Annotated in this window: 14 protein-coding genes, 1 other RNA gene and 1 pseudogene; 7 read left to right on the forward strand and 9 right to left on the reverse strand. The window is 71.5% G+C overall.

The window, feature by feature from the left end:
* Positions 1-25: 25 nt before the first annotated feature.
* The 3 genes from BIV57_RS16120 to BIV57_RS16130 are packed head-to-tail and all read left to right on the forward strand — an operon-like array spanning position 26 to position 9,818.
* Positions 26-748 (forward strand): hypothetical protein, encoded by a 723-nt coding sequence (locus BIV57_RS16120; protein WP_175548775.1) that lies wholly within the window; start codon positions 26-28, stop codon positions 746-748.
* Complete coding sequence (locus BIV57_RS16125; protein ID WP_071657519.1) at positions 745-7,503, forward strand: DEAD/DEAH box helicase; 6,759 nt, start codon at positions 745-747, stop codon at positions 7,501-7,503. Before BIV57_RS16120 ends, BIV57_RS16125 begins: the two co-directional genes overlap by 4 nt.
* Positions 7,500-9,818: a UvrD-helicase domain-containing protein gene (locus BIV57_RS16130; RefSeq protein ID WP_071657520.1), complete on the forward strand. Its 2,319-nt coding sequence runs from the start codon at positions 7,500-7,502 to the stop codon at positions 9,816-9,818. The genes BIV57_RS16125 and BIV57_RS16130 overlap by 4 nt, the downstream gene beginning before the upstream one ends.
* Positions 9,819-9,825: 7 nt before the next feature.
* On the opposite strand, the gene BIV57_RS16135 is transcribed toward BIV57_RS16130, so the two are convergent.
* The 3 genes from BIV57_RS16135 to rnpB all read right to left on the reverse strand — a co-directional run bounded on the left by BIV57_RS16135 (position 9,826) and on the right by rnpB (position 15,009).
* A complete protein-coding gene (locus BIV57_RS16135; protein ID WP_079170375.1) occupies positions 9,826-13,137 on the reverse strand; it encodes a type ISP restriction/modification enzyme in 3,312 nt (1,103 codons plus the stop codon).
* Positions 13,138-13,680: 543 nt separating this feature from the next.
* The gene (locus BIV57_RS16140; RefSeq protein WP_071657521.1) at positions 13,681-14,064 is read right to left on the reverse strand and encodes a hypothetical protein; all 384 of its coding nucleotides are present in this window, start codon (positions 14,062-14,064) and stop codon (positions 13,681-13,683) included.
* A 549-nt stretch (positions 14,065-14,613) separates the two neighbouring features.
* Positions 14,614-15,009, reverse strand: an RNA gene (rnpB, locus tag BIV57_RS16145) — RNase P RNA component class A.
* Positions 15,010-15,116: 107 nt separating this feature from the next.
* Here rnpB and BIV57_RS16150 point away from each other — a divergent pair.
* The 3 genes from BIV57_RS16150 to yaaA all read left to right on the forward strand — a co-directional run bounded on the left by BIV57_RS16150 (position 15,117) and on the right by yaaA (position 19,232).
* The gene (locus BIV57_RS16150; RefSeq protein WP_071657522.1) at positions 15,117-17,363 is read left to right on the forward strand and encodes a heavy metal translocating P-type ATPase; all 2,247 of its coding nucleotides are present in this window, start codon (positions 15,117-15,119) and stop codon (positions 17,361-17,363) included.
* 62 nt (positions 17,364-17,425) lie between these two features.
* Entirely contained in the window at positions 17,426-18,346 is a 921-nt protein-coding gene (locus BIV57_RS16155) for a helix-turn-helix domain-containing protein (protein WP_079170376.1), read from the forward strand.
* Positions 18,347-18,443: 97 nt separating this feature from the next.
* Entirely contained in the window at positions 18,444-19,232 is a 789-nt protein-coding gene (yaaA, locus tag BIV57_RS16160; protein ID WP_071657523.1) for a peroxide stress protein YaaA, read from the forward strand.
* A 101-nt stretch (positions 19,233-19,333) separates the two neighbouring features.
* Here yaaA and BIV57_RS16165 read toward each other — a convergent pair whose 3' ends face one another.
* From BIV57_RS16165 to BIV57_RS16190, 6 genes are all read right to left on the reverse strand, one after another.
* On the reverse strand, positions 19,334-19,996 hold the full coding sequence (locus BIV57_RS16165; RefSeq protein ID WP_071657524.1) for a histidine phosphatase family protein: 663 nt from the start codon (positions 19,994-19,996) through the stop codon (positions 19,334-19,336).
* Positions 19,993-20,736, reverse strand: a complete 744-nt coding sequence (locus BIV57_RS16170) for a zinc ribbon domain-containing protein (protein ID WP_217651734.1) — start codon at positions 20,734-20,736, stop codon at positions 19,993-19,995. The genes BIV57_RS16165 and BIV57_RS16170 overlap by 4 nt, the downstream gene beginning before the upstream one ends.
* Positions 20,737-20,843: 107 nt before the next feature.
* A complete protein-coding gene (locus tag BIV57_RS16175; RefSeq protein ID WP_071657529.1) occupies positions 20,844-21,677 on the reverse strand; it encodes a Nif3-like dinuclear metal center hexameric protein in 834 nt (277 codons plus the stop codon).
* 82 nt (positions 21,678-21,759) lie between these two features.
* Positions 21,760-23,610, reverse strand: coding sequence for a bifunctional metallophosphatase/5'-nucleotidase (locus tag BIV57_RS16180; protein WP_071657525.1), 1,851 nt, complete (start codon positions 23,608-23,610; stop codon positions 21,760-21,762).
* Between the two features lie 200 nt (positions 23,611-23,810).
* Positions 23,811-24,860, reverse strand: coding sequence for a LacI family DNA-binding transcriptional regulator (locus BIV57_RS16185; RefSeq protein WP_071657526.1), 1,050 nt, complete (start codon positions 24,858-24,860; stop codon positions 23,811-23,813).
* Positions 24,861-24,953: 93 nt separating this feature from the next.
* Complete coding sequence (locus BIV57_RS16190) at positions 24,954-25,979, reverse strand: ABC transporter substrate-binding protein (RefSeq protein WP_071657531.1); 1,026 nt, start codon at positions 25,977-25,979, stop codon at positions 24,954-24,956.
* A 342-nt stretch (positions 25,980-26,321) separates the two neighbouring features.
* On the opposite strand from BIV57_RS16190, the pseudogene BIV57_RS16195 reads away from it, so the two are divergent.
* Positions 26,322-26,866: pseudogene (locus BIV57_RS16195) on the forward strand (hypothetical protein); the annotation flags it as partial.

Here is a 26,866-nt window from a genome sequence, read left to right on the forward strand (position 1 = left end):
CGTTGACGCCACCCAAAGTTTGATCATGCAGACCTTAGCCGACACGATCCTCGTGGCCGGCTTCTGGGCGTCCCTGCCTATGGACTACTACCTGCGTGTCACCGGACGATCGCATCTTCGCCAAGCAGGTGTCAGGCCGGCCCCCGCCCCCACCCCCGGCCACCCCCTCTCCTCGCCCCTCCTCCTCCGCACCCTTCGCCTCAACTGCCTCACCCGCGCCTACGCCGACATCTGGTCAAAGCTGTTCGACCCGTCCTGGCGCGACCACGAACCCTGGGCCTACCCATGGCAAGGCCTCCCCCCGCTCGGCGACGTCACCCCCACCTGGCAACGCGACACCCCTCTCCGCACCGAGCGGGCCCGCCGCTCCGCGCTCGTGGAGATCGACGCGCTCGTCGCCGTCTGGCTCGGGATGGACGCCGATGCCCTCATCGCCGCCTACCGGGGGCGCTTCCCCGTCCTGCAGAAGTACGAGGCCGTCACCTGGTTCGACGCCGACGGGTGGAAGATCGCCGGCAATGCCCGTACCTACGGCCAACGTCAAACCAAGGACAGCTTCCCGCAGTTCGAGGCCCACCTCGCCGACCCTTCCGCCGCCCCGCCCCCCGACGGCTACACCCCGCCCTTCTACAAGGCCGACCGCGAACGCGAGATGCGCGAGGCCCACGCCATCTTCCAGGCCCGGCTCGACGCCGCCGTCGCACGTGGCGAGTGGGATCCGATCAAGCAGGAGGTGCCGGGTCAGTGAGACCGACGCTTGAGGCGCGAGAGCTGAAGGCGAGCCTGCTTCAGTACCTGTCCACCACCTACGCCCTGGCCGACGAGGGCGCGCGTGAGGAGCTGGAGCGGTTCCTCGGCGATGAGACCTCCGGGATGTTCCGCGGGCCCTACCTTCGGATCCGGACGCCCTTCACCGTCGCCGACGGCTCCTGGCGCTCCTCCCTGGACTGGGCGCCCGACGGCTTCACCCCGTACACCCACCAGGCCATCGCCTTCAAGCGCCTGAGCACCGCGAACAACCACGCCCCCGAGCCGACCCTCGTCACCACCGGGACCGGCTCCGGCAAGACCGAGTCGTTCCTGCTTCCCGTCCTCGACCACTGCCGCCGCGAACGTGCCGCCGGACGGGCCGGGATCAAGGCGGTCTTCCTCTACCCGATGAATGCTCTCGCCACCGACCAGGCGCAGCGCATCAACGACTACCTCACCCGCCACGCCGACCTGGACCGCGTCACCGCCGGCCTCTACATCGGCGATGTCGCGGCCGTGCGCCACGAGAAGGTCGCCACCGACCGGGAGAGCATGCGGGTCGCGCCGCCCGACATCCTGCTCACCAACTACAAGATGCTGGATCTGCTCCTCCAGCGCGCCGAGGACGTGCTCCTCTGGCAGGACGCGGACATCCGGTTCATCGTCGTCGACGAGTTTCACACCTACGACGGCGCCCAGGGCACCGACGTCGCCATGCTCCTCCGGCGCCTCGCCTCAGCCGTCGGGGCTTCCGAACCGGGAAATCCACTCGGGTCGATCTGCCCGATCGCCACCTCGGCGACACTCGCCAACGGCACCGACACCCACGGCACCCGCAGCCTCCTCGAGGTCGCCACCCACGTCTTCGGAACCCCCTTCACCGAATCCGCGATCGTCGGCGAACAGCGGCAGGACGTCGAGGAGTTCATCCCTCCCGGCGACCTGAGCCATGAACTCCCCCTCCCCCCTCCCGACGAACTGGCCGCCCTTCCCGATCCGACCCGCAGTGACGAGGCGCTCGCCGACCTCGTCGAGAAGGTCACCGGCAGCCGCAACCTCGACCCGGGCGTCCTCGGCGCCAACCTCAAGCAGCACATCCTCACCCAGGCCGTCATCCGCGCCCTCGACACCGGCGTGCGCACCGCCGCCGAGGTCCTCGACGTGATGTGGCGTCATGGCGCCTACTCCTGGGGGCAGACCATCACCCAGCGGCCCGAGGTCGCCGCCGACGCGCTTGCCCGGTTCGTGGCGCTGCTGTCCATGGCACATGACCCGGACTCGCCTCCCGAACGCCCCCGCCCTCTCGTCCACGTCGAGGTGCACCAGTGGGCCCGCGCCGTCTCCCGCCTGCTGCGCGGTGTGCTGCCCTGGCCCCGTGCCGAGTTCCGCTGGGACGTCGGCGACAGCGCCGACGCCACCAGCAGCGTCGACCAGCCCGCCCCCGTCACGACGGCCACCGCCGGGCAGTCCGCCAACCTCTTCCTGCCCGCCGTCTACTGCCGCGACTGCGGACGCTCCGGCTGGGCGGTGTTCACGCCCGAGAGCGACGACCAGGATGTCGAGGTCAACCCCAGCAAGATCCGGTGGGCCTCCACCAGCCGCGCCAAGATCAGGGTGCGCAATCTGATCGCCGCCACCCATGAGGAGGCCAAGGCCGGCTCCGCCCAAGGCGCGATGGCCACTAGCGCCCGGGCGACCAAAGCCAAGGCCGGCAGCGGCCAGCTCAACGCCGCCACCTCCACCGGCGGCTCGCTGATGGTGCTGGACGGCGTCCGACGCCGCCTGCGTCCCCCGGATCCGCGCAACGACTACAACAGCGAGGGCGAACCCGAGCTGACGGCCCGTGACTCCGCCTTCGTCCTGGTCTACCTGAGCGACATCGCCAACACCGCGGCGGAGGACGACTGGTGCCCGGCCTGCGGGGACCACAACTCCATCCGCTACCTGGGCACCGGCCAGGCCGCCATCGCCGCCGCCTCCGTCACCCAGCTGTTCACCGGCGGCGAGCTCGACAAGCAGCTGCACGAGGACAAGACGCTGCTGTTCAACGACTCGGTGCAGGACGCCGCCCACCGCGCCGGATTCGTCGCATCCCGGTCCTACACCTTCTCCCTCCGCGCGCTGCTCGTCGCCCATCTGTCGGGCGAAACGCCGACCGCCCTCAACGACCTGATCGCCGACGTGGTCGCCGCGACCACGGACCGGGAAACGCTCGCCGCCGTTGTCCCGCCCGACCTGCACGACCGCGAGGGCGTCGCACGCCTCCTCTCGGGACGGGGCCGCGGCGGAGACCAGCAGACCTGGAAGCTGGTCGGCGAACGCCTGGCCTTCCAGACGATCATGGAGTTCGGCCTCCGCTCCCGCCAGGGCCGCACCCTCGAACTCACCCGCACCGCCGCGGCCCATATCCGCATCCCCGACCTCGCCGGAGCCGTCGAACTCGTCAAGCAGGCCCACGCCGAGGCGCCGCGCGGCATCGAGCCGACGATCCAAGACGACGATCGGTACCGGGCGTTCCTCCGGGTCTTCCTCGAACGCCTGCGCTGGCGCGGCGCCATCAAGCACGAGTGGCTGGAGGGCTACCTCGGAGAACTCGGCACCAACCGCTTCCCGATACTCGGCGGCCGTAAGCCCGGCATGCCCGCCTTTCCCAAGAGCGTCGCCGCGCCGACGTTCCTGCTGTCCCAGACCAAGTCGAGCAGCGAGTTCGACTTCGCCACCGGACGGCTGTCCTGGTATGAGCGCTGGGCCCATCGCTGCCTCCAGCTGCCGCGCGAGTTCGCCCCCGACTTCTGGTCGACGCTGCTGCCCGCGCTGCACGGCGCCGCGCTGCTCTCCGCCCGCCCCGCCGCCGGCGCGGGCACCCTCTACGGGCTCCAGCCCGGCAGCATCGAGGTGTATCTGCTCGACGACGAGCAGGTCCGCACCGCGTTCGTGCGCTGCCCGGCGTGCTTCTGGGAGCAGACCGTCCATCCGTCTCTGCTGGACGAGTGGCGGGGCCAGCCCTGCCCGTCCTACCGATGCGCCACCACGCGCAGCTTCCTGGTCGCCGGCGACGAGCCCGAGTTGCTCGGGGTCCACCACCGGGACCGCGACTTCCGGCAGGACTACTACCGCCGCCTCTACCAGGAGGCCGGGACCTACCAGGTCGTGACGGCCGAGCACACCGGCCTGCTCACCCGCGCCGAACGCGAGCGGCTGGAGGAGGCGTTCCGCCACGGCGAGGCGTTCAATGCCCCCAAGGTGCTCTCCTGCACGCCGACGCTGGAGCTGGGCATCGACATCGGCGACCTGTCCACCGTGATCCTCGCCTCCCTGCCGCGCACCCCGGCGAACTACGCGCAGCGTGTGGGTCGCGCCGGGCGCCGCACCGGCAACGCATTCCTGCTGACGATCCCGGAGCGGCGCCGCCGCGACATGTACTACCTGGAGAAGCCGCGGGAGATGATCGCCGGTCAGATCATCCCGCCCGGCTGCCATCTCTCAGCCGTGGAGATCCTGCGACGGCAGTACCTGGCCCATCTGCTGGACCTGGCCGCGCAGGGGCGCCTCAAGCGCCCGGACGGAGGGGTACTCGCACCGATCGTGCGCAAGGCGGCCGCGCTGTTCGGCCCCACCGGCTACCTCCACGATCTGGCAGAGGCCGCGCTCGCCGGCGGCGTAGAACTCGCCGACGGCTTCCTCGCCCTGTTCCCCGAGGGCGTCAGCGACCATGCCGCCGGGGAGCTGCGGGTCTACGCCACCGGCGGACTGCGAGGCGCGGTCGACCGGGCGCTGCGTATCTGGCGGCAGCGCGAGGAGGTGCTGCGCGGCCGAAGGCGCACCATTCGCGACGCCATCGGCGAACTCGACGACGGCGACCAGGAACAGCGGAATCAGAAGGCCGAGCTGGAGGCCGAGTGGAGAAGCCTAGGAAGGGAACTGGGCAAGCTCGGCGACACCCCGGCCCAGCAGGCGCTCAGCGACCTGGGCCTGCTGCCCAACTATGCGCTCATCGACACCGTCACCACCCTCGACGCCACCGTCTACTGGCAGGAGGGGAAGGACAAGGCGACGGGCAAGGACGTCTACACGTCGAGGCTGAGCAGCTTCGAGCGCCCCCAGCGGTTCGCGCTGAGGGAGTTCGCGCCCGGCAACGAGTTCTACGCCAACGGCTACCGCCACGAGATCTCCGGCATGGAGATCGGCACAACCGCCCACCCCGACTGGGAGGTGTGGCGGGTCTGCCCCTCCTGCGGCTACGTCCGCACCGAGGACGCCGCGAACGACCGCCGCCCCTGCCCCCGGTGCGCCACCCGCTACATCGCCGACGACGGATCCTGCCTGTTCAAGGTGGTCCAGCCGAGCATGGTGACCGCACGCGGCCGACGCGAGAACATCCGCATCGGCGACGACCGCGACGAGCGGCAGGTCCGCGGCTACGAGGTGGTGCACGCCGTCGACATCCCCAACGAGGCCCTGGAACCGGGCTCCTGGCGCCACGCCGAGGTCGCCTTCGGCGTCGACTTCACCCGGAGCGCGCGCATCCGCACCTTCAATCTGGGCCCGGCCCGCTACGACACCCCGGCCGATGACGACTTCGCCGGCCACACCGTCGGGATCAACCCCTTCCTGGTCTGCACCGGATGCGGCGCGGCATCCGCCGGCGGACGTCCGGTCTTCCACCACGACACCGACGCCCTCGCCGGATCCGCGCACCGCGATCCCCGGCTGCGCCACCACCGCCCCTGGTGCCCCCTGCGGCGCGGGAAGCGCGGTGAGGCGGAAGAGGTCCCCGTCCTGCTGGCGCACGACCTGACCACCGAGGCGCTGCGGGTGCTGCTGCCCGCGGCGACGTACCTGGACGATTACAAGGTGCACTCCTTCCAGGCGGCGCTGCGCCTCGGGGTCGACCGCCACTTCGGCGGCAACCCGCAGCACCTGGACTCCACGCTCACCTCGGTCCCTGATCCGGAGACCGGTGAGCGGCGGCACTACATGATCTTGTTCGACATGCTGCCGAGCGGCACCGGCTATCTGCATCGCCTCACAGACCGGGACGCCTTCAAGGCCACGCTCCAAGCCGCCCACCGGGCCCTGACGGAGTGTGAGTGCGTCGCCGAGGGACGCCGCGCCTGCTACCGCTGCCTCTTCCGCTACACGCCCGAGCACCGCCAGGACCTCATCAGCCGTCGCGACGCGCTCGACCTGCTCGAATCGCTGCTGTTCACGCACGGCGGAGAGGATGCCTGGAAGACCACGGAGATCGAGAACACCGGAAAGGTCGGGCTGGACCTCCAGGTCGAGTCCGCCTTCGAGGCCCGGTTCCTGGAGGCGATCCGCGCCTGGGTGAACGTCCATGACGAGGCGTCACTGGACGAGGACGGCCGTGCCAGCGGCCATCTGCGCCTCACGGTGGATGACGAGATCGTGCACTGGCGGCTTATCGCCCAGGAGCAGGTCAACGGGGCGCGCACCGATTTCACCTTCGTCCGCCTCGATGGGCCGCCCCAGTCGGTCAAGGTGTTCCTCGACGGGCGCCGCTTCCACGCCATGCCCGACCACAACCGGCTCGCGGACGACGCCCGGAAGCGGACCCGGCTGCGCGCCGAGGGGCAGACCGTGTTCGCCATCACCTGGGACGACCTGGAACTCTTCGAGCCGCGTGCGAATCGGCAGGGGCGGCGCGCAGTTCCGGTGTGGCCGCCGTACGGGCGCACGGCGCAGGACACCGCCGGCGCCGCCTACCAGGAGTACGGCGGCAACCGGGCCGAGCTGACCGAGGCGGTGTTCGTCAACCCGATAGACATACTGCTCGCCTTCCTGCGGAACCCGGATCTCGACCGGTGGGCGCGCCGGGCGCGCGCCCTGGTGTCCGGGCTGACCGGGGTTCCCGAGACGGTGCGACTGGCCGCCACCACCGACCGCTCGGCGCTCGGCGACGCGATCGCCGAGGCTCTGCGGGCCCTCGCGGCCGGCCGGGAGCACACTGCGGCAACCGCCGACGCCGCCGGCGGGCTCCAGCTCTTCGCCGTCCGCGACGAGCAGCGCCTGCCGCTGCTGTTCGCCCTGGACGCCACCGCGGCAAGCACCGCGGACGAGCTGCGGTGGACCGCCGTCACCGTCCTGGACGACTCCGCAACGGCGTTGGGCACGGAGGAGCACAAGCAGCTGTGGCACGCCTGGCTCTACTGGAGCAACCTGCTGCAGTTCCTCTCCCGCAGCGGGGGCGACGGCGTCCAGCTGACATCCGGTCAGGCCGGGCGCTATCCGGTGGAGGTCCTCGCGGTGTGCGGCGGAGCCGGGGAGCTCGATTCCCTCCACGCCGGGGTTGCACCGGAGCCGTCACCAAGCGCGCCGGAACCGGCAGCGGCCCCTCCGGTGGAGGAAGCGCTCGCCGTACAACTGCGGGATCGCTCCTGGGACGAGGAGATACTGCCGCTGCTGGACGCGAGCGGCGATGAGGCCGATCTGGCCCGCCTCGCCGAGGCGTTGGCGGACGCCGGCCGAGCCGCGCCGACCGTCTTCGGCTATGAGCTGGAGGGACCGAGCCGATGGCCTGCCGATTTCGCCTGGGACGTCTCCGGCATCAGGGTCGCTGTCGTACCCAACCCCCATGATGGGGACGACGCCGAGGCCGAACGGCTCCTGGATGCCTTCGCGGCGGACGGGTGGACCGCGCACACCGCCACGCAATGGCTCCGCGACGTGGACGATCTGATCGCTCGGCTCCCCGAGGCCGCCCCTGACGACAAGGAGGACTCACGCCGATGACCGTCCACCTCAGCCTGTATCAGAAGGCCGAACAGGAGCTGTACAAGCTCGATCAGTCGGTCAAGGGCCAGTTCTACAACTTCTGCCACAACTTCCGCGAGAACCCGGACCATCCGGGGCTCGACCTCAAGCCGCTGAAGGGTGACGGCCGGATCTTCCGGGCCAAGATCAACCGCTCGTACCGGGCGCTGCTGACGCGGGCCGGGGTCGACGCCAAGGGCCGCGAGCGGTGGCTGGTCATCGCCGTCCGGCATCGCAAGGACGTCTACGAGCAGCTGTCGGTCGCAATCAACCGAGTCACCGGCGCGATCGAGTTCGTCGATCTGTCGGTGGTCGGCGAGAGTTCACTCCGCCGCGCCGGCATCGACCTCACCCCCGCCGAACCCGAGGCCGAGGACGAGCCGGAGGCCGCCCCCGTCGAAGCCCCGGTTGCCGAGGCCCCCGCTCCGCCGCCGGCACCGGCCGCCCCCCTCCTCGCCGCCTACCACGCGGACGACCTGCGCGACCTGGGTGTTGCCGACTCCCTGATCGACCTGGCCCTCGCCGTCACCGACAGCGCCGAGCTCGACGCGCTCACCGCCGGGGCGCCGCTGCTGTCGCGGGACGTCCTGATCGGCCTGGCCGCCGGCATGCCGCTGGAGGAGGTCCGCGCCGAGATCACGCAGCCGGTCCGGGCCGAGGAGGCCGTCGATCCCGAGGACTTCGGCGCCGCTCTCGCCCGCACCCCGGTCACCACACTCGACGAGGACATTCAAAAGATTCTCGAGCAGGGCGACTTCCGCGCATGGAAGGCGTATCTGCACCCGACACAGCGGCGACTGGCGACCCGTCACTACAGTGGCCCCGCCCGGGTGTCGGGCGGTCCCGGCACCGGCAAGACCATAGTCGCCCTGCACCGCGTGAAGTCCCTCGCCGAGCAGCTGGGGGAAGGCCACGACAAGCCGATCCTGCTCACCACGTTCACCAAGAACCTCACCACGGACCTCAAGGCCCGACTCGCCTACTTGTTCGATGACACCCCGGAGCTGCTCGACCGCGTCGAGATCACCCATATCGATCAGCTCGCCGGCCGGGTCGTCGGCGAGAACGCCGCCGCGGGCCGCACCAAGGCACGCATCGCCGATCGGATGGCGCTTCGCGAACTGCGCGAACTCCTCCAGGAGCTGGACGAGCACCGCTGGGACCCGGAATTCCTGATGGAGGAGTGGGAGCAGGTCATCCTCGGCCAGTCGATCCCCACCCGCACCGACTACTTCAAGGCCCGCCGCGCCGGCCGCGGCCGCGGAGTAACCCGCATGGAGCGCAACGAGATCTGGAAGATCCTCGAGCAGTTCACCTCCCGCCTCGACAAGCTGGGAGTCGAGACCTGGGGCCAGACCGCGGAGCGCGCCGCCCGCTTCGAGATCGAACGTGCAATGAAGGTCCAACACCGCCGCGAGTACAAGGAACAGATCGGCGGCCTGGACCTGCGCCACCGCGACGACGGCTCCGGCATGCGCTACCTCCACCACCGATACCGGCACATCGTCGTCGACGAGGCCCAGGATCTCCGACCCGCCCACTGGAAGATGCTCCGCGCGATGGTCGAGCCCGGGCCGGACGACCTGTTCCTCGCCGGCGACACCTACCAGCGCATCTACAACAACCAGGTCTCCCTCGGAGCCCTCGGCATCAACATCCGCGGCCGTTCGACCCGCCTGACCCTCAGTTACCGCACCACCAAGGAGATCCTCTCCAAGGCCCTGACCGTGATGGCAGGTCAGGACTACGACGACATGGACGACGGGAGCGAAACCCTCAAGGGCTACCGCTCCGTTCTCCACGGCCCCGTCCCCGACCTCGTCGAGTACGACTTCTGGCCGGACGAGCTCAAGGGCCTCGCCAAGACCCTTGACGCCTGGAAGCGCGAGCTGGCCACCGACGGAAAGGGCACCGCGCGCGACATCCGCGGCAGCCTCGCGGTCTGCGTCGCCGAACGGGACAAGGTCAACGAGGTCATGTACTACCTGGAGACCGAAGCCGGCATCCGCTGCTCGGAGCTGACCAAGGACGGCCCCCGCGGCAACGGCGAGGTCCACGTCGGCACCATGCACCGGTTCAAGGGGCTGGAGTACCAGAAGCTGGCCATCGTCGCGGCCAGCGAGGGAATCATCCCCCCCACCAGCCGGATCGCCCGCCTAGAGGCGGAGGATCCGGCGCGCTACACCCGCGAACTCCACAAGTCCCGCTCCCTGCTCTTCGTCGCGGCCACCCGCGCCCGGGACGCGCTGACCATCTCCTGGCACGGCCACCGCAGCCGCTTCCTGTCCGCGTGACGTCGCTTCACGTCCCGAAGAGCACCCCTTGCCCAGGAGGGTCACGGCGCGGCCCGCGTCGAACAGCCGGCGGACTCGGCACGATGCCTGCGACTTCAAGGTCATCCACCTTGAGAAGCGGCCCGAGGCACACCTCTGCCAGGAGCGCCGCCTGCCCTGCCTCTTCCTGGACCAACAGGCCGAGGACATTGAGTAGCTGCAGCAGTTCCGTGGTCCACTCGGTCGGCCAGAAGGGTGAGGAGATGCGGTCCAGGGGCAGGCGTCGACGACCTGCGGGATCCTTGCGCCGGTACCCGAACCACCGGTCGAGGACGTTCATCTTCGAGACCGTGTAGTTGCGCACCGCTGGGGCAACCCCGGCGACCCTCCCGGTGCCGATGCCGAGCGATCGCGACTCGTCCTCATAGAACATCCGTTCCGGCATGTCCTCCCGGGCGTCCGATATTCCCTCCTCGCAGGTCGGGCGGAGCGACTTGGGGAGCCGCGGCGAGCCATACGGTCGACCACCATCGGGAGCCACGTAGCGCTGGCCGAAGGTATGCAGCCACAGGACTCGCTCCCCGAGATCCACCGCCCGGCGCCACAGCCCCTTGTCGGCCGTCAAGGGAACACGCACGCCCCCATGGACCAGGTCGGTCCGGAATCGCTGGGTGAAGGCAGGATGCGCAGTGACAGCCGCGACATAGGCGAGCAGATTCTCGGCCGTGATCGGCGTCTCCAGGCGGCGCGACAGAAACTCCAGCAAGCCAGGAGCGACATTGGGGTTCGTGCCCGCAGCATCCCGGTACAGCGGACGTGTGCATCCGCTACGCCCGTCGTAGTGGTGCATGTCCGGGATGGCCTCGGTGAAGACGAGGCCGGGGCCGCCGTGGACGGGATGGGCATTCTGTTCGACGATGTAAACCTGGCGATCGCCGCGCACAAACCACAGGTCGGGGCGCCCGACGACCATGAGGCGATGGTCGGGAATGATCCACTGCCGGTCGAAGGAGCGATAGCCGACACGTACCGGTGCCAGGTGGGGACGATACTCCTGAGCAAGCGTCACCCCCTCGTGCGACGGCATGCCCGGAAGCGGCTGCACAACGCTGTCGATGGTGCGGTCCCGAGCCTCACCGAACAGCAACCGGCGGTCATCGCGGGAGGCGGACAGGAACCGATTCCAACGCCGCGTCAGCGTGTCCTTGTCGGGCGCGTATACCCACATGCGCCCCGGCGTCACCCCGCGCGATGACCACGGCATGAGGTCCGCGAGCGCGGGGCTGCTAGCCCAGAGCCCGCTCGCCGCAGGCACGAATGGTTCCGTCGAGCCCGACATGGATGTCCGCCAGGCGCTGTCGTCGAGGGTCAGCCGCGACAGCCTCTCGATCTTCTCCTCCCTGGATCCTTCGATCCGGAGGCGGTGCACCTGAGCCGGTGTCACCGGCCCATGCGCTGGGTGCGACTTCCATCGGGCGAAGATTGCGATGCACAGTTCCTGAGCGACCGCGGGGAAGATCCGTGTCCGGTTGCTGGAACGCTGGCCCTCCGGGGAGATGTCGATGATCCAGCCCTCGTCAGCCACCTCACGCAGGTAGCGGCGCATCCCGGCGAAGCCCGGCCCGTTGATCCATGCCCTCGGCGAGATGAGGGTGACGACACCGAAGGACGAGTCCTGGTGGAGGTCGAAGACTTTCCTGGTGGCCCACCTCCAGAAGTACACGTACATATTCGACATCTTCGACTCGTGTCGGCCGTTCCCCTCAAGCCGGAACGCGTCGATGGGCGGCGGCTCGTCGGACTGCGGAGACCCGCACTCGATCCACTTGCCCGCGCCGCGCGGCACCACGTCGTGAGGCGGATTGCCGAGCACCACCATGACCGGGACCTCGCGCTTGATGCGGTTGGCTTGCCGCCGTGACTCCGCGATCAACTGCACCGCCTGCGCGAGCCACCCGAAGTTGTCCTCCGGATCGTCGAGGGTGTCGGTCAGGTAGAGCTGGAGCCCCGAAGCCGGCGCCGTCGACCGATGGTCCCTCAGGAACGAGTGCGTGCGCACCTCGGCGACGGCGAACGGCCCCGCCTGCTTCTCAAATCCGATCAGCCGGCTCCCGACCATCTCCCGCAGCCGGGGACCGACGGCGCCGTCGCCCTCCTCGTCGGTGATAATCTCGGCGGCCTTCTTGAGGACTTGGAGGAGGAAGGTGCCGGTTCCCATCGCGGGATCGATCGTCACCACGTCTCGCGACGCCAGACCCTCGTGGATGCCCAGTCGTTCCCTGAGTACGTCGTTGGTGATTCGCGTCATCGCCGCGACGACACGGTGATCGGTGTAGTAGGACCCGGTCTGCTTGCGGAGCTGCGGATCGTAGATCTGGAGGAACTCCTCGTAGAGCCTGAGGACGGCATCTCCGGACCCGTCGTCAAGCAGCGACCATTCGATCGGCTCCACGACGCGGAGCAGGGCGCTCAGTGTCGTCGAGAGGCCGGGTTCCGTGTCGGCGGTGAGGATCTCCAGCGCCTTGCCCATGAGAGCGTGCTTCTTGGCCAGTTTGGTGGCGATGCCATGGAGATCCTCGCCCTCGAACACGATGCCCTCGAACCGCGCCTGGAGCAGGGAGAAGACGATGGTCTGGGCGAACTGGTCGGCGAACTCGGCGTCTGTGGTGTCCGGGAAGAGCAGCGCGCGCCAGTCGTCGGCGAGTCCTCTGAAGACTCGCGGCCGCGCACCTACACGTTCCTGGGCCAGCGCGTAGGCCACTTCGGAACACAGCAACTTGCAGAGTCGTGCGGCGGACAGGACCAGTTGACCGACCGTTCGCGGCGGCGTCGGATGCCACAGCAGGAAGTCCTGGACGACCCTGGCCAACTCGCCGTCCGCGGGTGCGAGCCGCCTGCCGGCCGTACGGACGCTCCCGCGCATCCGGGCAACGGGCCCGATGCGCCGCCCTCCGCGATGAACAGACCATGAATCCCCGTCGGACACCAAGACGTTGGGCAGCAGGCTGAGCTTCGCCCACTGCTCAGCGTTTCGCCCGGAGAATTCCGCGGGGTCGCCGCCGGTCCCGGGCTGCTTGAGCTCGACGTATCCGACGGAAGCGCCGCCGACAAGGACCTCGTAGTCCGGCCGCGCCCGGAGGTCCACCAGGGGAACCTCTCCGATCAGTGCGACAGGCAACCCGAGTGCATCGCCAACAGACCGCATGAGGTTCTCGAAGGGGCCCCGAAGCTGGTCCTCGGGGTTGCCCGAACCCCGGTACTTGGTCCGTAGCACGTGGCCGAACTCGGCGACCGCGGCGCTCAGCCGGTCGGAAAAACCGCCTCCTGCGGGCATGCGCATCCCCCCGGATTCTCGGACCGCAGAGCAACTGGTCAGAGGTGCACAGCCACTATGAGGTCCGCCGCCATGAGCGCGACAGCACACCGGGGCATCACGCGGTGGAGATCAGGCCAGACGGGAAAACATCTGGCAAACGGTCACGCCGGACCCACCAGGGTCCTGAACTCGCACCTTGCGGAACACGGGTCCTCGACATGGACTGTCGGCTCAACGACGATGAGCGCATTCAGCCGCTCCGGTGGGATCGCGCGCCGGGTGGCGACGGCCAGTGGACCGGATCGCGCCGCAGCCTCTCGCCCCGTACGTCCCTCGCGTCAACGCCGTGGAGCTGTCGGGCTTTGAGGCCGTACTCCCGAGCCTTCTCGCGAAGGAGCCCGGGTATCTCCAACGCACCGGTCCCCGTTCATGCCCATGTCGGCCGTCCCGTTCGGCGGCACGACGACCGTCCCGGACGGCTACTCCTCGATGTGACCGACGCCGGCACGCATCCCATCCTTCGGAGGCGGGGCCACCGAGACGGCAGGTTGAAATGACACGCGCCACTTACACATCGGTAGGCCCAGAGTGCACGCGGCACCGTGCTGGAAACCCGTCCAGGAGCAGATCAAACCCGGCTTGGTCAACCACATGTACGTGCTTACCCCGACGGATCTGCTCCTCGACTTCGAGCAGCTTCTCGCTCAAGTGCCGCCGAACGTCCACGACATTCTTGCCCGTCAAGTCACCACATATGACGGCGGTCACCGACGAATTGAACCGCGGGACGAACGTTCCACCTCTCAGTGCGATGCGATCACCGACCTTCTTCCGCACGACGTGCTCCCCCTTGATGTAGATCGCACCCGTGAGGAGCACCTTCTCACCCTTCAGCGTCTGGACCCATCCACTGCACCGCTCTCTCATCCCGCAGCCCTCCCCCTCAGCCACGCAGCACGTCGACCAGATGTTCCCCGCAGCGAGAGTAGCGAGACCGGAGGCAACGCACGGGCACTCCCCTTAACCCACGTCTAGCCCGTTGGGCCACGACTCGCACCCAGGAGCCAAGGTGCCCCGCAACGCCACTGCGAACGTAGAGGGTCCGTACACCAACCCGTACAGGTCGCGCCACCATGACGCGATCTCACCCAATGAAGACGACGCGCTTCGCAGTCATCGCGACCGGGTCACCCCTCGACCGAGTGCCGAGGCCATCCGTGGGAGCGGTTCGACTCGGCGCACTGGCTGGTTGGGCATCGGGCCCACCCGGCGATGATCACGCGGCTGTCCGCGTTCATGCATTCTGGGGCATCCATCACTGTGCGTAGCACGAAGGGCCTCAAGGATGCACGGAGGAGCAGTAAGCCGACCATGATCATCGTGCACATTCCGTGCACATCTTCGCGGGAAGTTCCGGGAAATCGCAGGTCAGGCCGGGGTGGACATTTCGGGCGGCAGGGTCGGGCCTGACCGCGTTTCCGCAGGTCAGGGGAGTAACGACGGACGAGTCGGCCTGTACGCCGGGTTCTGTCTCCCGGGGTCCTTGCGGGCCTCGGGGAGGCGGCCATCCATCTAGGGCCGTCGTTGCCGGCGGCCTCAAGCGGTCTACCCGCGGGCATCGGGCGGGCAGCCCTCGATCGTCCGCGCGAAGCGGTCTCCCGACCGCTCCTTCTTGACCTTGCTCCGGGTGGGGTTTACCTAGCCGCCCAGGTCGCCCTGAGCGCTGGTGGTCTCTTACACCACCGTTTCACCCTTACCCCTTTCGGGGCGGTCTGTTTTCTGTGGCACTGTCCCGCGGGTCACCCCGGGTGGGCGTTGCCCACCACCCTGCCCTGTGGAGCCCGGACGTTCCTCGGGGAGGTGCATGCACCCCCACGCGGCCGCCCGGCCGGCTCGTCCGCCGTGTCGGCAGTTTACAGGGATGCGGAGGGGAGGTTGACCTTGATACCCCCCAGGGGTATAACTGGTGGTACCAAGAACGTATCCGGGAGGGAGTGACTGGTATGGGACCGGCCGTCGAGCAGCGTGCCGTCGAGTTGGAGATCGGCGGGATGACCTGCGCATCCTGCGCCAACCGCATCGAGCGCAAGCTCAATCGGATGGACGGGGTCACCGCCACCGTCAACTACGCCACCGAGAAGGCCTCCGTCGCCTTCGCCGACGGGGTGGATGTCGCGGACCTGATCAAGACGGTCGAGGGGGCCGGGTATCAGGCGGCGGAGAAGCAGAAGGAGACGCAGAAGGAGGAGGCGAAGGGCGAGGGGGAGCAGCAGGAGGAGAAGGGCGAGGCCGGGGGGCTGAGGCAGCGGCTGGTGGTGTCGGCGGTGCTGGCGCTGCCGGTGGTGCTGCTGGCCATGGTGCCGCCGCTGCAGTTCGACAACTGGCAGTGGCTCTCCCTCACGCTCGCCGCGCCCGTGGTCGTCTGGGGCGGGCTGCCGTTCCACCGCGCCGCCTGGACGAACCTCAGGCACGGCACCGCCACCATGGACACCCTGGTCTCCGGCGGCACCCTCGCCGCCTTCGCCTGGTCGCTGTGGGCGCTGTTCTTCGGGCACGCCGGCATGACGGGGATGCGGCACGGGTTCGACCTGGTGGCCGGCCGCGGGGACGGGTCGTCCAACATCTACCTGGAGGCCGCCGCGGGGGTGACGGTCTTCATCCTGGCCGGGCGGTACCTGGAGGCGCGGGCCAAGCGGCGCGCGGGCGCGGCGCTGCGGGCGCTGCTGGAGCTGGGGGCGAAGGACGTCGCCGTCATCGACGGCACGGGCAGCGAACGGCGCATCCCCGTCGGGGAGTTGAAAGTCGGGGACCGGTTCGCGGTGCGGCCCGGGGAGAAGATCGCCACCGACGGCGTCGTCGAGGACGGCAACTCCGCGATCGACGCGTCGATGCTCACCGGTGAGTCCGTCCCCGTCGAGGTCGGGCCCGGCGACAAGGTGGCCGGGGCCACCGTCAACGCCGGCGGGCGGCTCGTGGTGCGCGCCACCGGCGTCGGCTCCGACACCCAGCTGGCCCGGATGGCCAAGCTGGTGGAGGACGCCCAGAACGGCAAGGCCGCCGCGCAGCGGCTGGCGGACCGGATCTCCGGGATCTTCGTTCCCGCGGTGCTGGTCATCGCGCTGGGCACGCTCATCACCTGGTTCGCCACCACCGGCGACGCGGTGGCGGCGTTCACCGCGGCCGTCGCCGTGCTGATCATCGCCTGCCCCTGCGCCCTCGGCCTGGCGACGCCCACCGCGCTGCTGGTCGGCACCGGCCGCGGCGCCCAGCTCGGCATCCTGATCAAGGGTCCCGAGGTGCTGGAGACCACCCGCCGCGTCGACACCGTGGTGCTCGACAAGACGGGGACGGTCACCACCGGCGCGATGGCGCTGCGGGGCGTGCACACCGCGGCCGACGCCACCGAGGAGCAGGTGCTGCGGCTGGCGGGCGCGGTGGAGCACGCGTCGGAGCACCCGGTGGCGCGGGCCGTCGCCAAGGCGGCCGGTGACGCGCTGCCCCCGGTCGAGGGGTTCGAGAACGTCCCCGGGCTGGGCGTGCAGGGCGTCGTCGACGGGCACGCCGTCGTGGTCGGACGCGTCCGGCTGCTGGAGGACTGGTCGCTGAAGCTCCCCGACGACCTCGCCGAGGCGATGCGCCGCGCCGAGGCGGAGGGCTCCACCGCCGTCGCCGTCGCCTGGGACGGCGCCGTCCGCGGCGTGCTGGTGGTGGGCGACACGGTCAAGCCGAGCAGCGCGGAGGCCGTCCGGCGGCTGCGCGGCCTGGGGCTCCGTCCCGTCCTGCTGACCGGCGACAACCGGGCGGCGGCCGAGGCGGTGGCGGCCGAGGTGGGCATCCCGGCCGAGGACGTGATCGCCGAGGTGCTGCCCGAGGAAAAGGTGGACGCGGTCAAGCGCCTTCAGGCGGAGGGCCGTTCGGTCGCCATGGTCGGGGACGGCGTCAACGACGCCGCGGCCCTCGCCCAGGCCGACCTGGGTCTGGCCATGGGCACCGGCACGGATGCCGCCATCGAGGCGGGCGACCTGACGCTGGTCCGCGGCGACCTGCTCGTCGCCGCCGACGCCATCCGGCTGGCCCGAAAGACGCTCGGCACCATCAAGGGCAACCTGTTCTGGGCCTTCGCCTACAACACCGCCGCCCTGCCGGTCGCCGCGCTCGGTCTGCTCAACCCGATGATCGCGGGTCTGGCGATGGCCTTCTCGTCCGTCTTCGTGGTCGGCAACAGCCTCCGCCTGCGCGCGTTTCGCTGAACCGCCGCCGGGGCCACAATGGGTGGCCCCGGCGCAAGACGGATACGGAGGGGACGCGTTCGATGCCCCCGGAACCATCGGCACCATCACGGCTGTGGATCTCGCCCGACGGCGACTGGCAGATCGCCGTCGGCACCCCGCACGCCCGGCTCCGGCCGGGCGTGCTGGCATACCACGGCTACCGCCTCAGCATGGCCCGGCCGCGCCCCCGGCTGGAGCTGCCGGACGGGGTCGCCACGCTGCTGCTCTCCTTCGCCGGCAACCCGGTGGTGGTGACGTCCCCGACCGGGGCGTTCGAGCAGCGCGAGTACACCTCGATGATCGCCGGGCTGCGGACGGGGCCGCGCCTCGGCACCCACGACGGCCGCCTCTTCGGCATGGACATCACCATGGCGCCCTGGCTGGCGCACCGGCTGATGCGGGTGCGGATGGACGAGCTGGCGGACGTCGGCCTCGATCCGGCGGAGGTCGCCGGGCGGTGGGTGGAGCGGCTGCGCGACCGGCTGGCGGAGGCGCCCGGCTGGGCAGCCCGGTTCGCCGTCCTGGACGAGGAGTTGACGGCCCGGCTGACGGAGGACGCGGCGCCGGCGTCGGTGCCGGACCGGCGGGTGGTGTGGGCGTTCCAGACGCTGGCCCATTCGGGCGGGCGGGTGCGGATCGGGCGCCTGGCGGACCGGCTGGGCTGGACGGACCGGCAGTTGCAGAAGCGCTTCCGGGACGGGATCGGCCTGCCGCCGAAGGGCGTCGCCCGGGTGGCCCGGCTGCAGCACGCGATGCGGCTGCTGGAGGAGGGGCTGCGGGGCGCGGCGGTGGCGGAGGAGTGCGGCTTCTTCGACCAGGCGCACTTCAACCGGGAGTTCCGTGCGATGACCGGGCTGGCGCCGGGAAAGTTCCTGGAGGGGCGGCGGTCGGCGGAGGCGGCGACGCGCAGCGGCGGGCAGGTGGATCGGGTGCAGGGCGAGGTGACGAGTCTGCTGCTGTAGGGCTCGACTCGGGGTGCGCCGCGCGGTGTCGGCGCCGGGGGAAGGACGGCCGGCGGATAGGGTGGGGTGGACGTTTCAAGGGAGAGGACTGCTGGTCGTGCTGGTGCTGCTGCCGCCGTCGGAGGGGAAGGGGGACGGCGCCGAGGGGGCCGCGCCCGTCGATCCGGAGGCGCTGGCGCTCGCCGACGTCCTCGGCCCGCAGCGCGAGCGGCTGCTGGACGCGCTCGTCGGGCTCTGCCGCGACACCCCCGAACGCGCCCGCGAGGTGCTGGGGTTGAGCCAGGGCCTCGCCGGCGAGGTGCCGCGCAACGCCGGCCTGCGGACGGCGCCCGCCGCGCCGGCCGCCGAGATCTACACCGGCGTCCTCTACGAGAACCTGGGCCTCGCGACGCTGGGCCGGGCCGCGCGGCGCCGCGCCGGCACCAGCCTGCTGGTCTTCTCCGGGCTGTGGGGGGCGGTGCGGCCGGGCGACCGGATCCCGCACTACCGCTGCTCGATGGGCGTCTCGCTGCCGGGCATCGGCGGGCTCGCGGCGGCCTGGCGGCCGCTGATGGAGCGGGCGCTGCCGGCCGCCGCGGGGGACGGGCTCGTGCTGGACCTGCGCTCGTCGGCGTACGCGTCGGCGTGGAAGCCGAAGGGCGTGCTCGCGGAGCGGACGGCGACGGTGCGGGTGCTGCAGGAGCGGCGCGCGGCGGACGGGTCCGTCAAGCGGACGGTCGTCAGCCACTTCAACAAGGCGACCAAGGGGCGGATGCTGCGCGCGCTGCTGGAGGCGGGGGCGGAGCCGCGCAAGCCGGGGGATCTGGCCGGGCTGCTGGGCGAGTTGGGATGGACGGTGGAGAGCGGCCCGTCGGGGCGGATCGATGTGATCGTCAGCGAGCTCTGACCGGCCCGGCCCGGCCCGTGCCGTGCCCCGCGCCCCGGCCGGGGCGCGGGGCACGGGACGCGCGGCACGGAGCACCGGGCACGGGGCGCCGGGCGCGGGCGTCAGCGCAGGTAGGACGTCTCGTTGAAGAGGCGCATCACCGCGCCGCCGTCCGCGAACTGCTGGACGACCGTCAGGGAGGCGGCCGCCAGCTGCATGCGGTGCATCGACTCCGGCGGGGCGCCCAGGGCCAGCCGGACGAGGGCCTTGATGGGGGTGACGTGCGTGACCACCAGCACCGTCCGCCCCGGGTGCGCCGCGAGGATCTTGTCGCGGGCGGCGGCCGCCCGCCGCGTCGCGTCCGCGAGGCTCTCGCCGCCGGGCGGGGCGACGTGCTCCGACTCCAGCCAGGCGTCCAGCTCGCCGGGCCAGCGCTCCATCACCTCGCGGAAGGTGAGCCCGTCCCAGTCGCCGAAGGCCACCTCGCGCAGGTCGTCCTCGATCGCCACCGGCATCCCGCCGAGCGCCCGCGAGGCCGCCTCGGCGGTCTGGCGGCAGCGGGTCAGCGGGGAGCCGACGATCGCGTCGACGTCGCCGCGGGCGGCCAGCGCCGCCGCGGCGCGCTCGGCCTGGGAGCGGCCCTTCTCGGACAGTTCCGGATCGGCGCCGCCGCTGCCGGAGAACCGCTTCTCAGGGGTGAGCGCGGTCTCGCCGTGACGCAGCATCAGCAGCGTGGTGCCGGGCCCCAGGTCCGCGGGCCGCTGCATGGCGGCGCCCTTGCTCACAGCCCGGATTCCGGGGTGCGCACCAGGATGCGGGCGCAGTTCTCGCAGCGCACGACCGCGTCCTTGGGCGCCGAGCGGACGGCGTTGAGGTCGGTGACGCCCAGCTCGATCCGGCAGCCGTCGCAGCGGCGCTGGTAGAGGCGGGCGGCGCCGACGCCGGCGTTCTGCGCGCGCAGCTTGCTGTAGAGGGCGAGCAGGTTCTCGGGGATCGCCGCGGCGATCACCTCGCGCTCCTTGGCGGTGGTGGACTGGTCGCCGTCGATGCCGGCGGTGGCCTCGTCCCGCTTGCCCTCGGCCGTCTCCAGGGCGGCCTGCGCGCCTCGCTGCTCCTGCTCCAGCTCGGCGGCGCGGGCCTGGGCGGACTCGCGGCGCTCCATCACCTCGAGGACGGCGTCCTCCAGGTCGGACTGGCGGTTGGCGAGGGAGGCGAGCTCCTTCTGCAGGTTGTCCAGGTCGCGGGGCGAGCTGACGGCGCCGGAGTCGAGGCGCTGCTGGTCGCGGGCGGCGCGCTGGCGCACCTGGTCGACGGACTGCTCGGCCTTCTTCTGCTCGCGTTCGAGGTCGCTCTCCTCGGTGCGGGCGGCGACCAGCAGGGTGCGCTGCTGGTTGAGGGAGGAGGTGAGCCGCTCGATCTCGGCGTGCTCGGGGAGGTTCTTGCGGCGGTGGGCCAGCTGGTCCAGCTTCGAGTCGAGCGCCTGGAGGTCGAGGAGGCGGAGCTGGTCGGCGGGGTCGGCGTTCAGGGGAGGCTCCTCGGGTCGTGGATCCGGTGGTGGTGGGCTGTGGGGCGGTGCCTGCGGGGCTTCTTCGGGACTGCGGGAGGCGGACTGCGGGCGGGTGGGGCTGCGGGCTAACGGGACGTCTGCTGGCCGATGTGGACCGTCCAGGGGTCGGTGACGCGGCGCGAGACGCGGGTCTCGATCTCGGCGCCGAGCTTGCCGCAGGCCGCCTCGAGTTCGGCGGAGGCGAGTTCGAGCCAGGGCCACTCGGTGGCCCAGTGCGCGGCGTCGACCAGCGCGGGCGGGCCGGCCTGCATCGCCTCGGAGGCGGGGTGGTGGCGCAGGTCGGCGGTGAGGTAGACGTCGACGCCGGCGCGGCGGGCGGCGTCGAAGAGGCTGTCCCCGGCGCCGCCGCAGACCGCGACCCGGCTGACCTCCAGGCCGGGGTCGCCGGCGACCCGGATGCCGGCCGCGGTGGGCGGCAGGGCGGCCGCGGCGCGCTCGGCGAAGGCGGCGAGCGGCTCGGGGTGCGGGAGTTCGCCGATCCGCCCGGTGCCGCGGCGCCCGGTGGGGTCGTCGGCGGCCGGGTCGAGGGGGCCGGTGACGGTGAGGCCGAGGGCGCGGGCGAGGGCGTCGGAGACGCCGGGGTCGGCGCTGTCGGCGTTGGTGTGCGCGACGTGCAGCGCGATCCCGTTGCGGATCAGGTCGTGGACGACGCGGCCCTTGACGGTGCCGGCCGAGACGGTGGAGGTGCCGCGCAGGTAGAGGGGATGGTGGGTGACGACGAGGTCGGCGCCCCACTCGATCGCCTCGTCGACGACGTCGTGCACGGGGTCGACGGCGAAGAGCACCCGCCGGACCGTCGCCCCGGGGTCGCCACAGACGGGGCCGACCGCGTCCCAGGCCTCCGCGGTGGCGGGCGGGTAGAGGTCGTCGAGCGCTGCGGTCGCGGCGGCGAGGGTCAGTACGTGCACGGTGACGAGGCTACCTGCTTCGGCAGCCTCGCCGTCCGCGGGTGGCGCGCCGCCGGGCGGCGCCGTCAGGGGGTCAGGAGGTGCTGACGCGGTCGAGCGCGGCGGGGGTGATCGTCCCTTGGTGCTTGAGGTAGGCGATGAAGGACTCGAAGTCGCGCTGGGTGCGCACCGGGCGGCTGAAGCCGGCGAACGCGGTGTAGCCGTCGGCGCCGATCAGGGTGTAGGCGGTGGCGGCGAGCCGGTAGGTGCGGGCGGTGTCCAGCGGCGTGCCGTCGATCAGCACCTTCGCCGGGTCGACGCGGTCGCCGATGGCCTTGGCGGTGTCGTAGGCGCAGCGGACGTTGGCCGATACGGCGAACGGGGCGTAGCGCTCGGTGCCGTTGGCGGCGGTGCTCCACTGCTGCTCCAGCGCGTCGTGGAGCTGCTTGCCGGTGACGGTGACGGTGAGGATCGGGTCGCCGTAGCCGACGGAGGTCCAGGCCTTCTGGAAGGTGACGGTGCCTCCGGAGGCGTCGTCGTAGGCGAGGTCGTTCGCGATGATCGTCGAGCCGGTGGCGGGGGCGATGGCGATCAGGGAGAGCTCGGCGGGGTCGAGGGGGTAGAGGTTGCCGTTGTTGGTGCGGTCGATGGGCTGCCGGCCCGCCCACAGCGCCCAGTCGGCGACCAGGTCGCCCATGGTGGACTCGCCCGCGGCGTTGCGGGTGCGGGTGAAGGAGGCGGTCTGCTTGGCGACCGGGGTGGCACCGCGCCGGGCGGAGTAGCCGTTCCAGTAGTCGCAGATGTCCTTCAGGTGCGGGTCGGGGTCGATGTCGTCGCGGGTGTTGGGGTGGTTGACGGTGGTGGTGAGGTCGCGGACGACCTTGCCGGTGCGGCGGTCCAGCCGGAGGCTGATCTCGTTGATCACCTGGCCGTGGCAGCCGGCCTCGACGAACGGCCGGGGCACCCCGTTCGGGTCGGGGACCATCATGTTGAACAGGCAGTGCCAGTGCCCGGTGACGATGGCGTCGATGTCGGGGGTGACGGCCTTGGCGAGGTCGTAGGCCGGTCCGGAGGGGTTGCTGCCGGAGGTGAAGTCGCTGCCGGCGACGGCGCCGTCGTGCATCACCAGGACGATGGCGTTGACGCCGCGCTTCTTCAGCTCGGCGGCGTACGCGTCGGCCGTGGCGGTCTCGTCGAGGGAGGCGAGGGCGGGCTGGTAGGAGGTGCTGCCGGTGTCGGTGCCGAGCACGGTGAGGTGGATGAAGCCGATGGGCAGGCGGCGCCCGCCGCCGGCGTCCACCCACTCGATGTTGTAGGGCGGCAGCACGGTGCGGCCGTTCCTGCGCCACGTCATGTTGGCCGAGTAGTAGCGGAAGTCGGCGCCGCGGAACCGGGCGCCGGTGGAGTCGGGGAAGTTGTCGTCCCAGCCGCTCTGCGGGAAGGGGACGCCGCGCTCCATGTGCTGGGTGAGGAAGAACGGCGACTTGTCGAACTCGTGGTTGCCGGCCGAGGAGAACTGCAGGCCCATGGCGTTGAGGGCCTCGACGGTGGGCTCGTCGGCGAAGGAGGCGACGTCGAACTCCCAGCCGGAGAAGAGGTCGCCGGGGGCGAAGAAGAGCGAGTTGCGGCGGCCCTCGCGCAGCTGGTTCAGATGGGCGGCGAGGTAGGGGACGCCGCCGACGTGGAACCTCTCGCCGCCGGCGCCGGTGATGGTGGCGTTGGAGGCGGGCGCGGCCTGCAGATAGCCGTGCAGGTCGGTGATGTTGAGGAGTTGGACGTCGACGTACTCGTCGGCGGTGGCGGCGTCCCGGGCGTCGTCGGTGGCGAAGGCGGGGGCGCCGAGGGCGGTGGTGGTGGCGAGCGCGGCGGTGCCGGCGGCGGTCGCGGTGAGGAAGCGGCGGCGGGTGACGTCCTCGCGGAGACGGGGGCGTGCGGCACGGGGCATTGCGGTGGTCCCTTCCGGTGACGGATCAGAAGTGGTGCGCAATACAGTTCGGCAAAGGCATGGTGCACGCGTAAATGCGCGTTGTCACCAGTGCAACGAGAAGTTGACGCAACCTCGAAGGCAAGCCCCTCCCAGGGGGCGCGGGGCGCTGCCCGGCGCGCGGCTCGGCCGCGTGGCCGCGAGCGGCCGCGGACGACCCGTCAGCCGGGCCGCAACTCCCCCGACCCCCGCGCCACCAGGCGCGTCGGCACGCGCACCACCCGCGGCTCCGCCTCGTCGCCGTCGAGCCGGGCGAGCGCCAGCGCCGCGGCCTCGCGGCCCAGCGCCGCGGGATCCTGGGCGATCACGGTCAGGCCCGGCCGCAGCGCCTCCGCCATCGGCAGGTCGTCGAAGCCGACCAGCGCCACGTCCTGCCGCCCGGCCCGGGCCAGCGCCGTCACCGCGCCGACCGTCGCCAGGTTGTTCGCCGCGAAGAGCGCGGTCGGCGGCTCGGGCAGCGCCAGCAGCGCGCGGACGGCGGCCGCCGCGGCCGCCGAGTCGTGGCCGGAGACGACGAGTTCGGGCGCCTCCGGGACGCCGGCGGCGGCCAGCGCCTCGCGGTAGCCGGCGAACCGCTCGCGCCGGGTGTAGAGCTCCGCCGGCTCGTCGCCGAGGAAGGCGATCCGCCGGTGCCCGCGCCCCAGCAGGTGCGCGACGCCGGCGCGGGCGCCGTCGCGGTTCTCGGACAGCACGGTGTCGGCGGCGAGCGCGGTCGGCGTCCGGTCCAGGAAGACCACCGGGAGGCCGGCGGCGCGCTCCTCCCCCAGGTAGGCGTGGTCGAGGCCGGCGTGCGGGCCGACCGGCTCGGCGGGCACCACGATCAGGCCGCCGGTCTGCCGGTCGAGGAAGGTGCGGACCAGCTGCCGCTCGCGCTCCGCGTCCTCCTCGGAGGTGCCGATCACCAGGGTGAGGCCGCGGGCGCGAAGCGCCTTCTCGACCGCCTCGGCGACCGTGCCGAAGAACGGGTTGCCCAGCTCGGGGACGATCAGGCCGACGGTGGAGTCGCGGGAGCCGACCCGGACGTTGCGGGCCATCAGATTGGGGCGGAAGCCGAGGCGTTCGACGGCCTCCAGCACCCGGGCGCGGGTGCCGGGCGAGACGACGCCCTCCTCGTTGAGCACCCGGGAGACGGTCTTGGCGCTGACGCCGACCTCGCGGGCCACGTCGCTGAGGGTGGGCCGGCGGGCGCCGGGGGCGTTGCGCTGCGGCATCTCGTCCTTCGTCCGTCCGCGGGGCGGGGCCGGACGCGCCGCGGGCCGGCACGTCGCGATCGACAGTACCGGCCCGCGGGGGTGCGCCCGGAGTCAGGACGCGAGGTAGCCGCGCAGGTCCTTGAGGACGGAGTCGGCGGCGGTGACGCCGAGGCCGAGGTACCAGGTCTCGTCGGAGACGTCCTTGGCGTGGCCGTCCTTGACCGCCTTGAGGTTCTTCCACAGGGCGTTGGACCTGGTCTGCGCCTTCTGGGTCTTGTCGGCCGGGCCGTAGACGCCGGTGAAGATCCAGTCCGCGTCGGCCTGGTCGATCTTCTCGGGGCTCACCTCGACGGCGAGCTCGTTCACGTCCTGGTTCTTGGGCCGCGGGACGCCGGTGTCCTTGAGGATGGTGCCGATGAAGGACTGGTTGGCGTAGAGGCGGATGCGGTCCGGCAGGTAGCGCACCATCGAGACGGTGGGCATGGTGCCGTGGTTCTTCTCCTTGATCGCCGCGCCGACCGCCTTCGCCTCCTTCTGGTAGGCGGCGAGCTTCGACTCGGCCTCGGCGGTCTTGTCCAGCGCGGCGGCGTTGAGCAGGTAGTTCTGCTTCCAGGTGTAGCCGGGGCGGATGGAGAAGACGGTGGGGGCGATCTTGGAGAGGGTGGCGTACTGCTTCTCGGCGCGCAGCTTGCTGCCCAGGATCAGGTCCGGGTGCAGGTTGTTGATGGCCTCGAGGTTGAGGTTGCTGATGGTGCCGACGTTCTTCGGGTTGCCGGCCTCGGCCTTGAGGTAGGAGGGCATCTTCTCGGAGCCCTCGGTGTAGGCGACGCCGACCGGCTTGATGCCGAGGGAGACCACGTTGTCCAGCTCGCCGACGTCGAGGACGACGACGCGGGTGGGCCGCTTCTTGAGGGTGGTCCTGCCCATCGCCTGGGTGATGGTGCGGGGGAACTGGCCCGGCTTCGCGCTGGTCCCGAAGCCGTTCATGTCCTTGGCGGCGGTGCCGAAGTCCTTGCCGCCCTGCGCGACGGACTTGCTGCCCGGGCCGGAGTCGCTGCTGCCGCTGCCGCTCCCCGAGGAGGACCCGCAGGCGGCGAGGGCCACGGCGGCCGCGGCGGCGAGCGCGGCGGCGGCAATCGGGCGCCGCGCGCGACGCGCGTCCTCGGAGAGGCGGTGGCGGGAGACGGGCGGGCGGGGGGCGCGCGGGGACACGGGGCGGCTCCTGAGGTGGTGCGCGGGGCGGCACGGAAGGGCGGGCAGTTCTTAGCTTAGGCAAACCTAATGCACACGATGGGGTGAAGCACCACCACCCCCCGTCATTTCGGCCACACCCGAACGTATCGTCGTGATGCGTGGCGGCGATCGACCGGAGGTGCGCCCGAAGGGGGAGAGCGGGCGCTCAGGGGGTCGATTGCCGCCCAGAAGCCGCCCGGAGGACGGGATTCGGGTGTAAAGGGCTGCCGACCAAGGGGGGTTGGGATGCTGACAGGTCCGTCGGGAGAGGTGTCGTCGGGAGAGGTGTCGGGGGCGGCCCTGGGGGTGCCGGGCGAGGCCGTGCGCCGCTCGGGGTTCGTGCTGGCGCCCGGGGGGCTGTGGGCGGCGGTGCTCGCCACCGGGGTGGGCGCCGGGGGGCGCCGCGCCGAGGTCTGGCGGCTGGACGATCCGCGCGGGCCTCATCCGCTGGCGCTGCGCTCGGCGCGGCCGGAGCCGGCCGGCACCGCGGTGGCGGCGCTGGCCGACGGGCGCGTGCTGGTCGCGCGGCCGGAGGGCGGCCGGCACCGGCTCGCGCTGCTCGCCGCCGATGCGCCGGAGGTGCCGCTGGGGGCGGTGCGGGCACCGGAGTTGCGGCTGCTGGCGGATCCGGCCGGGCCGGGGGCGGCGCTGCTGCTGGCGGTGGACGCCCGGCCGGTGACGACGGTGTGGCGGCTGGCGCTGGACGGCCTGCCGGCCGGTGCGGCGGCGCCGGAGGAGGCGGCGCCCGCGGTGGAGCCGCTGACGCCCGGTCATGCGCCGCTGTGGGGGCC

Origin of the sequence: Mangrovactinospora gilvigrisea, from assembly GCF_001879105.1 — a bacterium.
Lineage (GTDB): Bacteria > Actinomycetota > Actinomycetes > Streptomycetales > Streptomycetaceae > Mangrovactinospora > Mangrovactinospora gilvigrisea.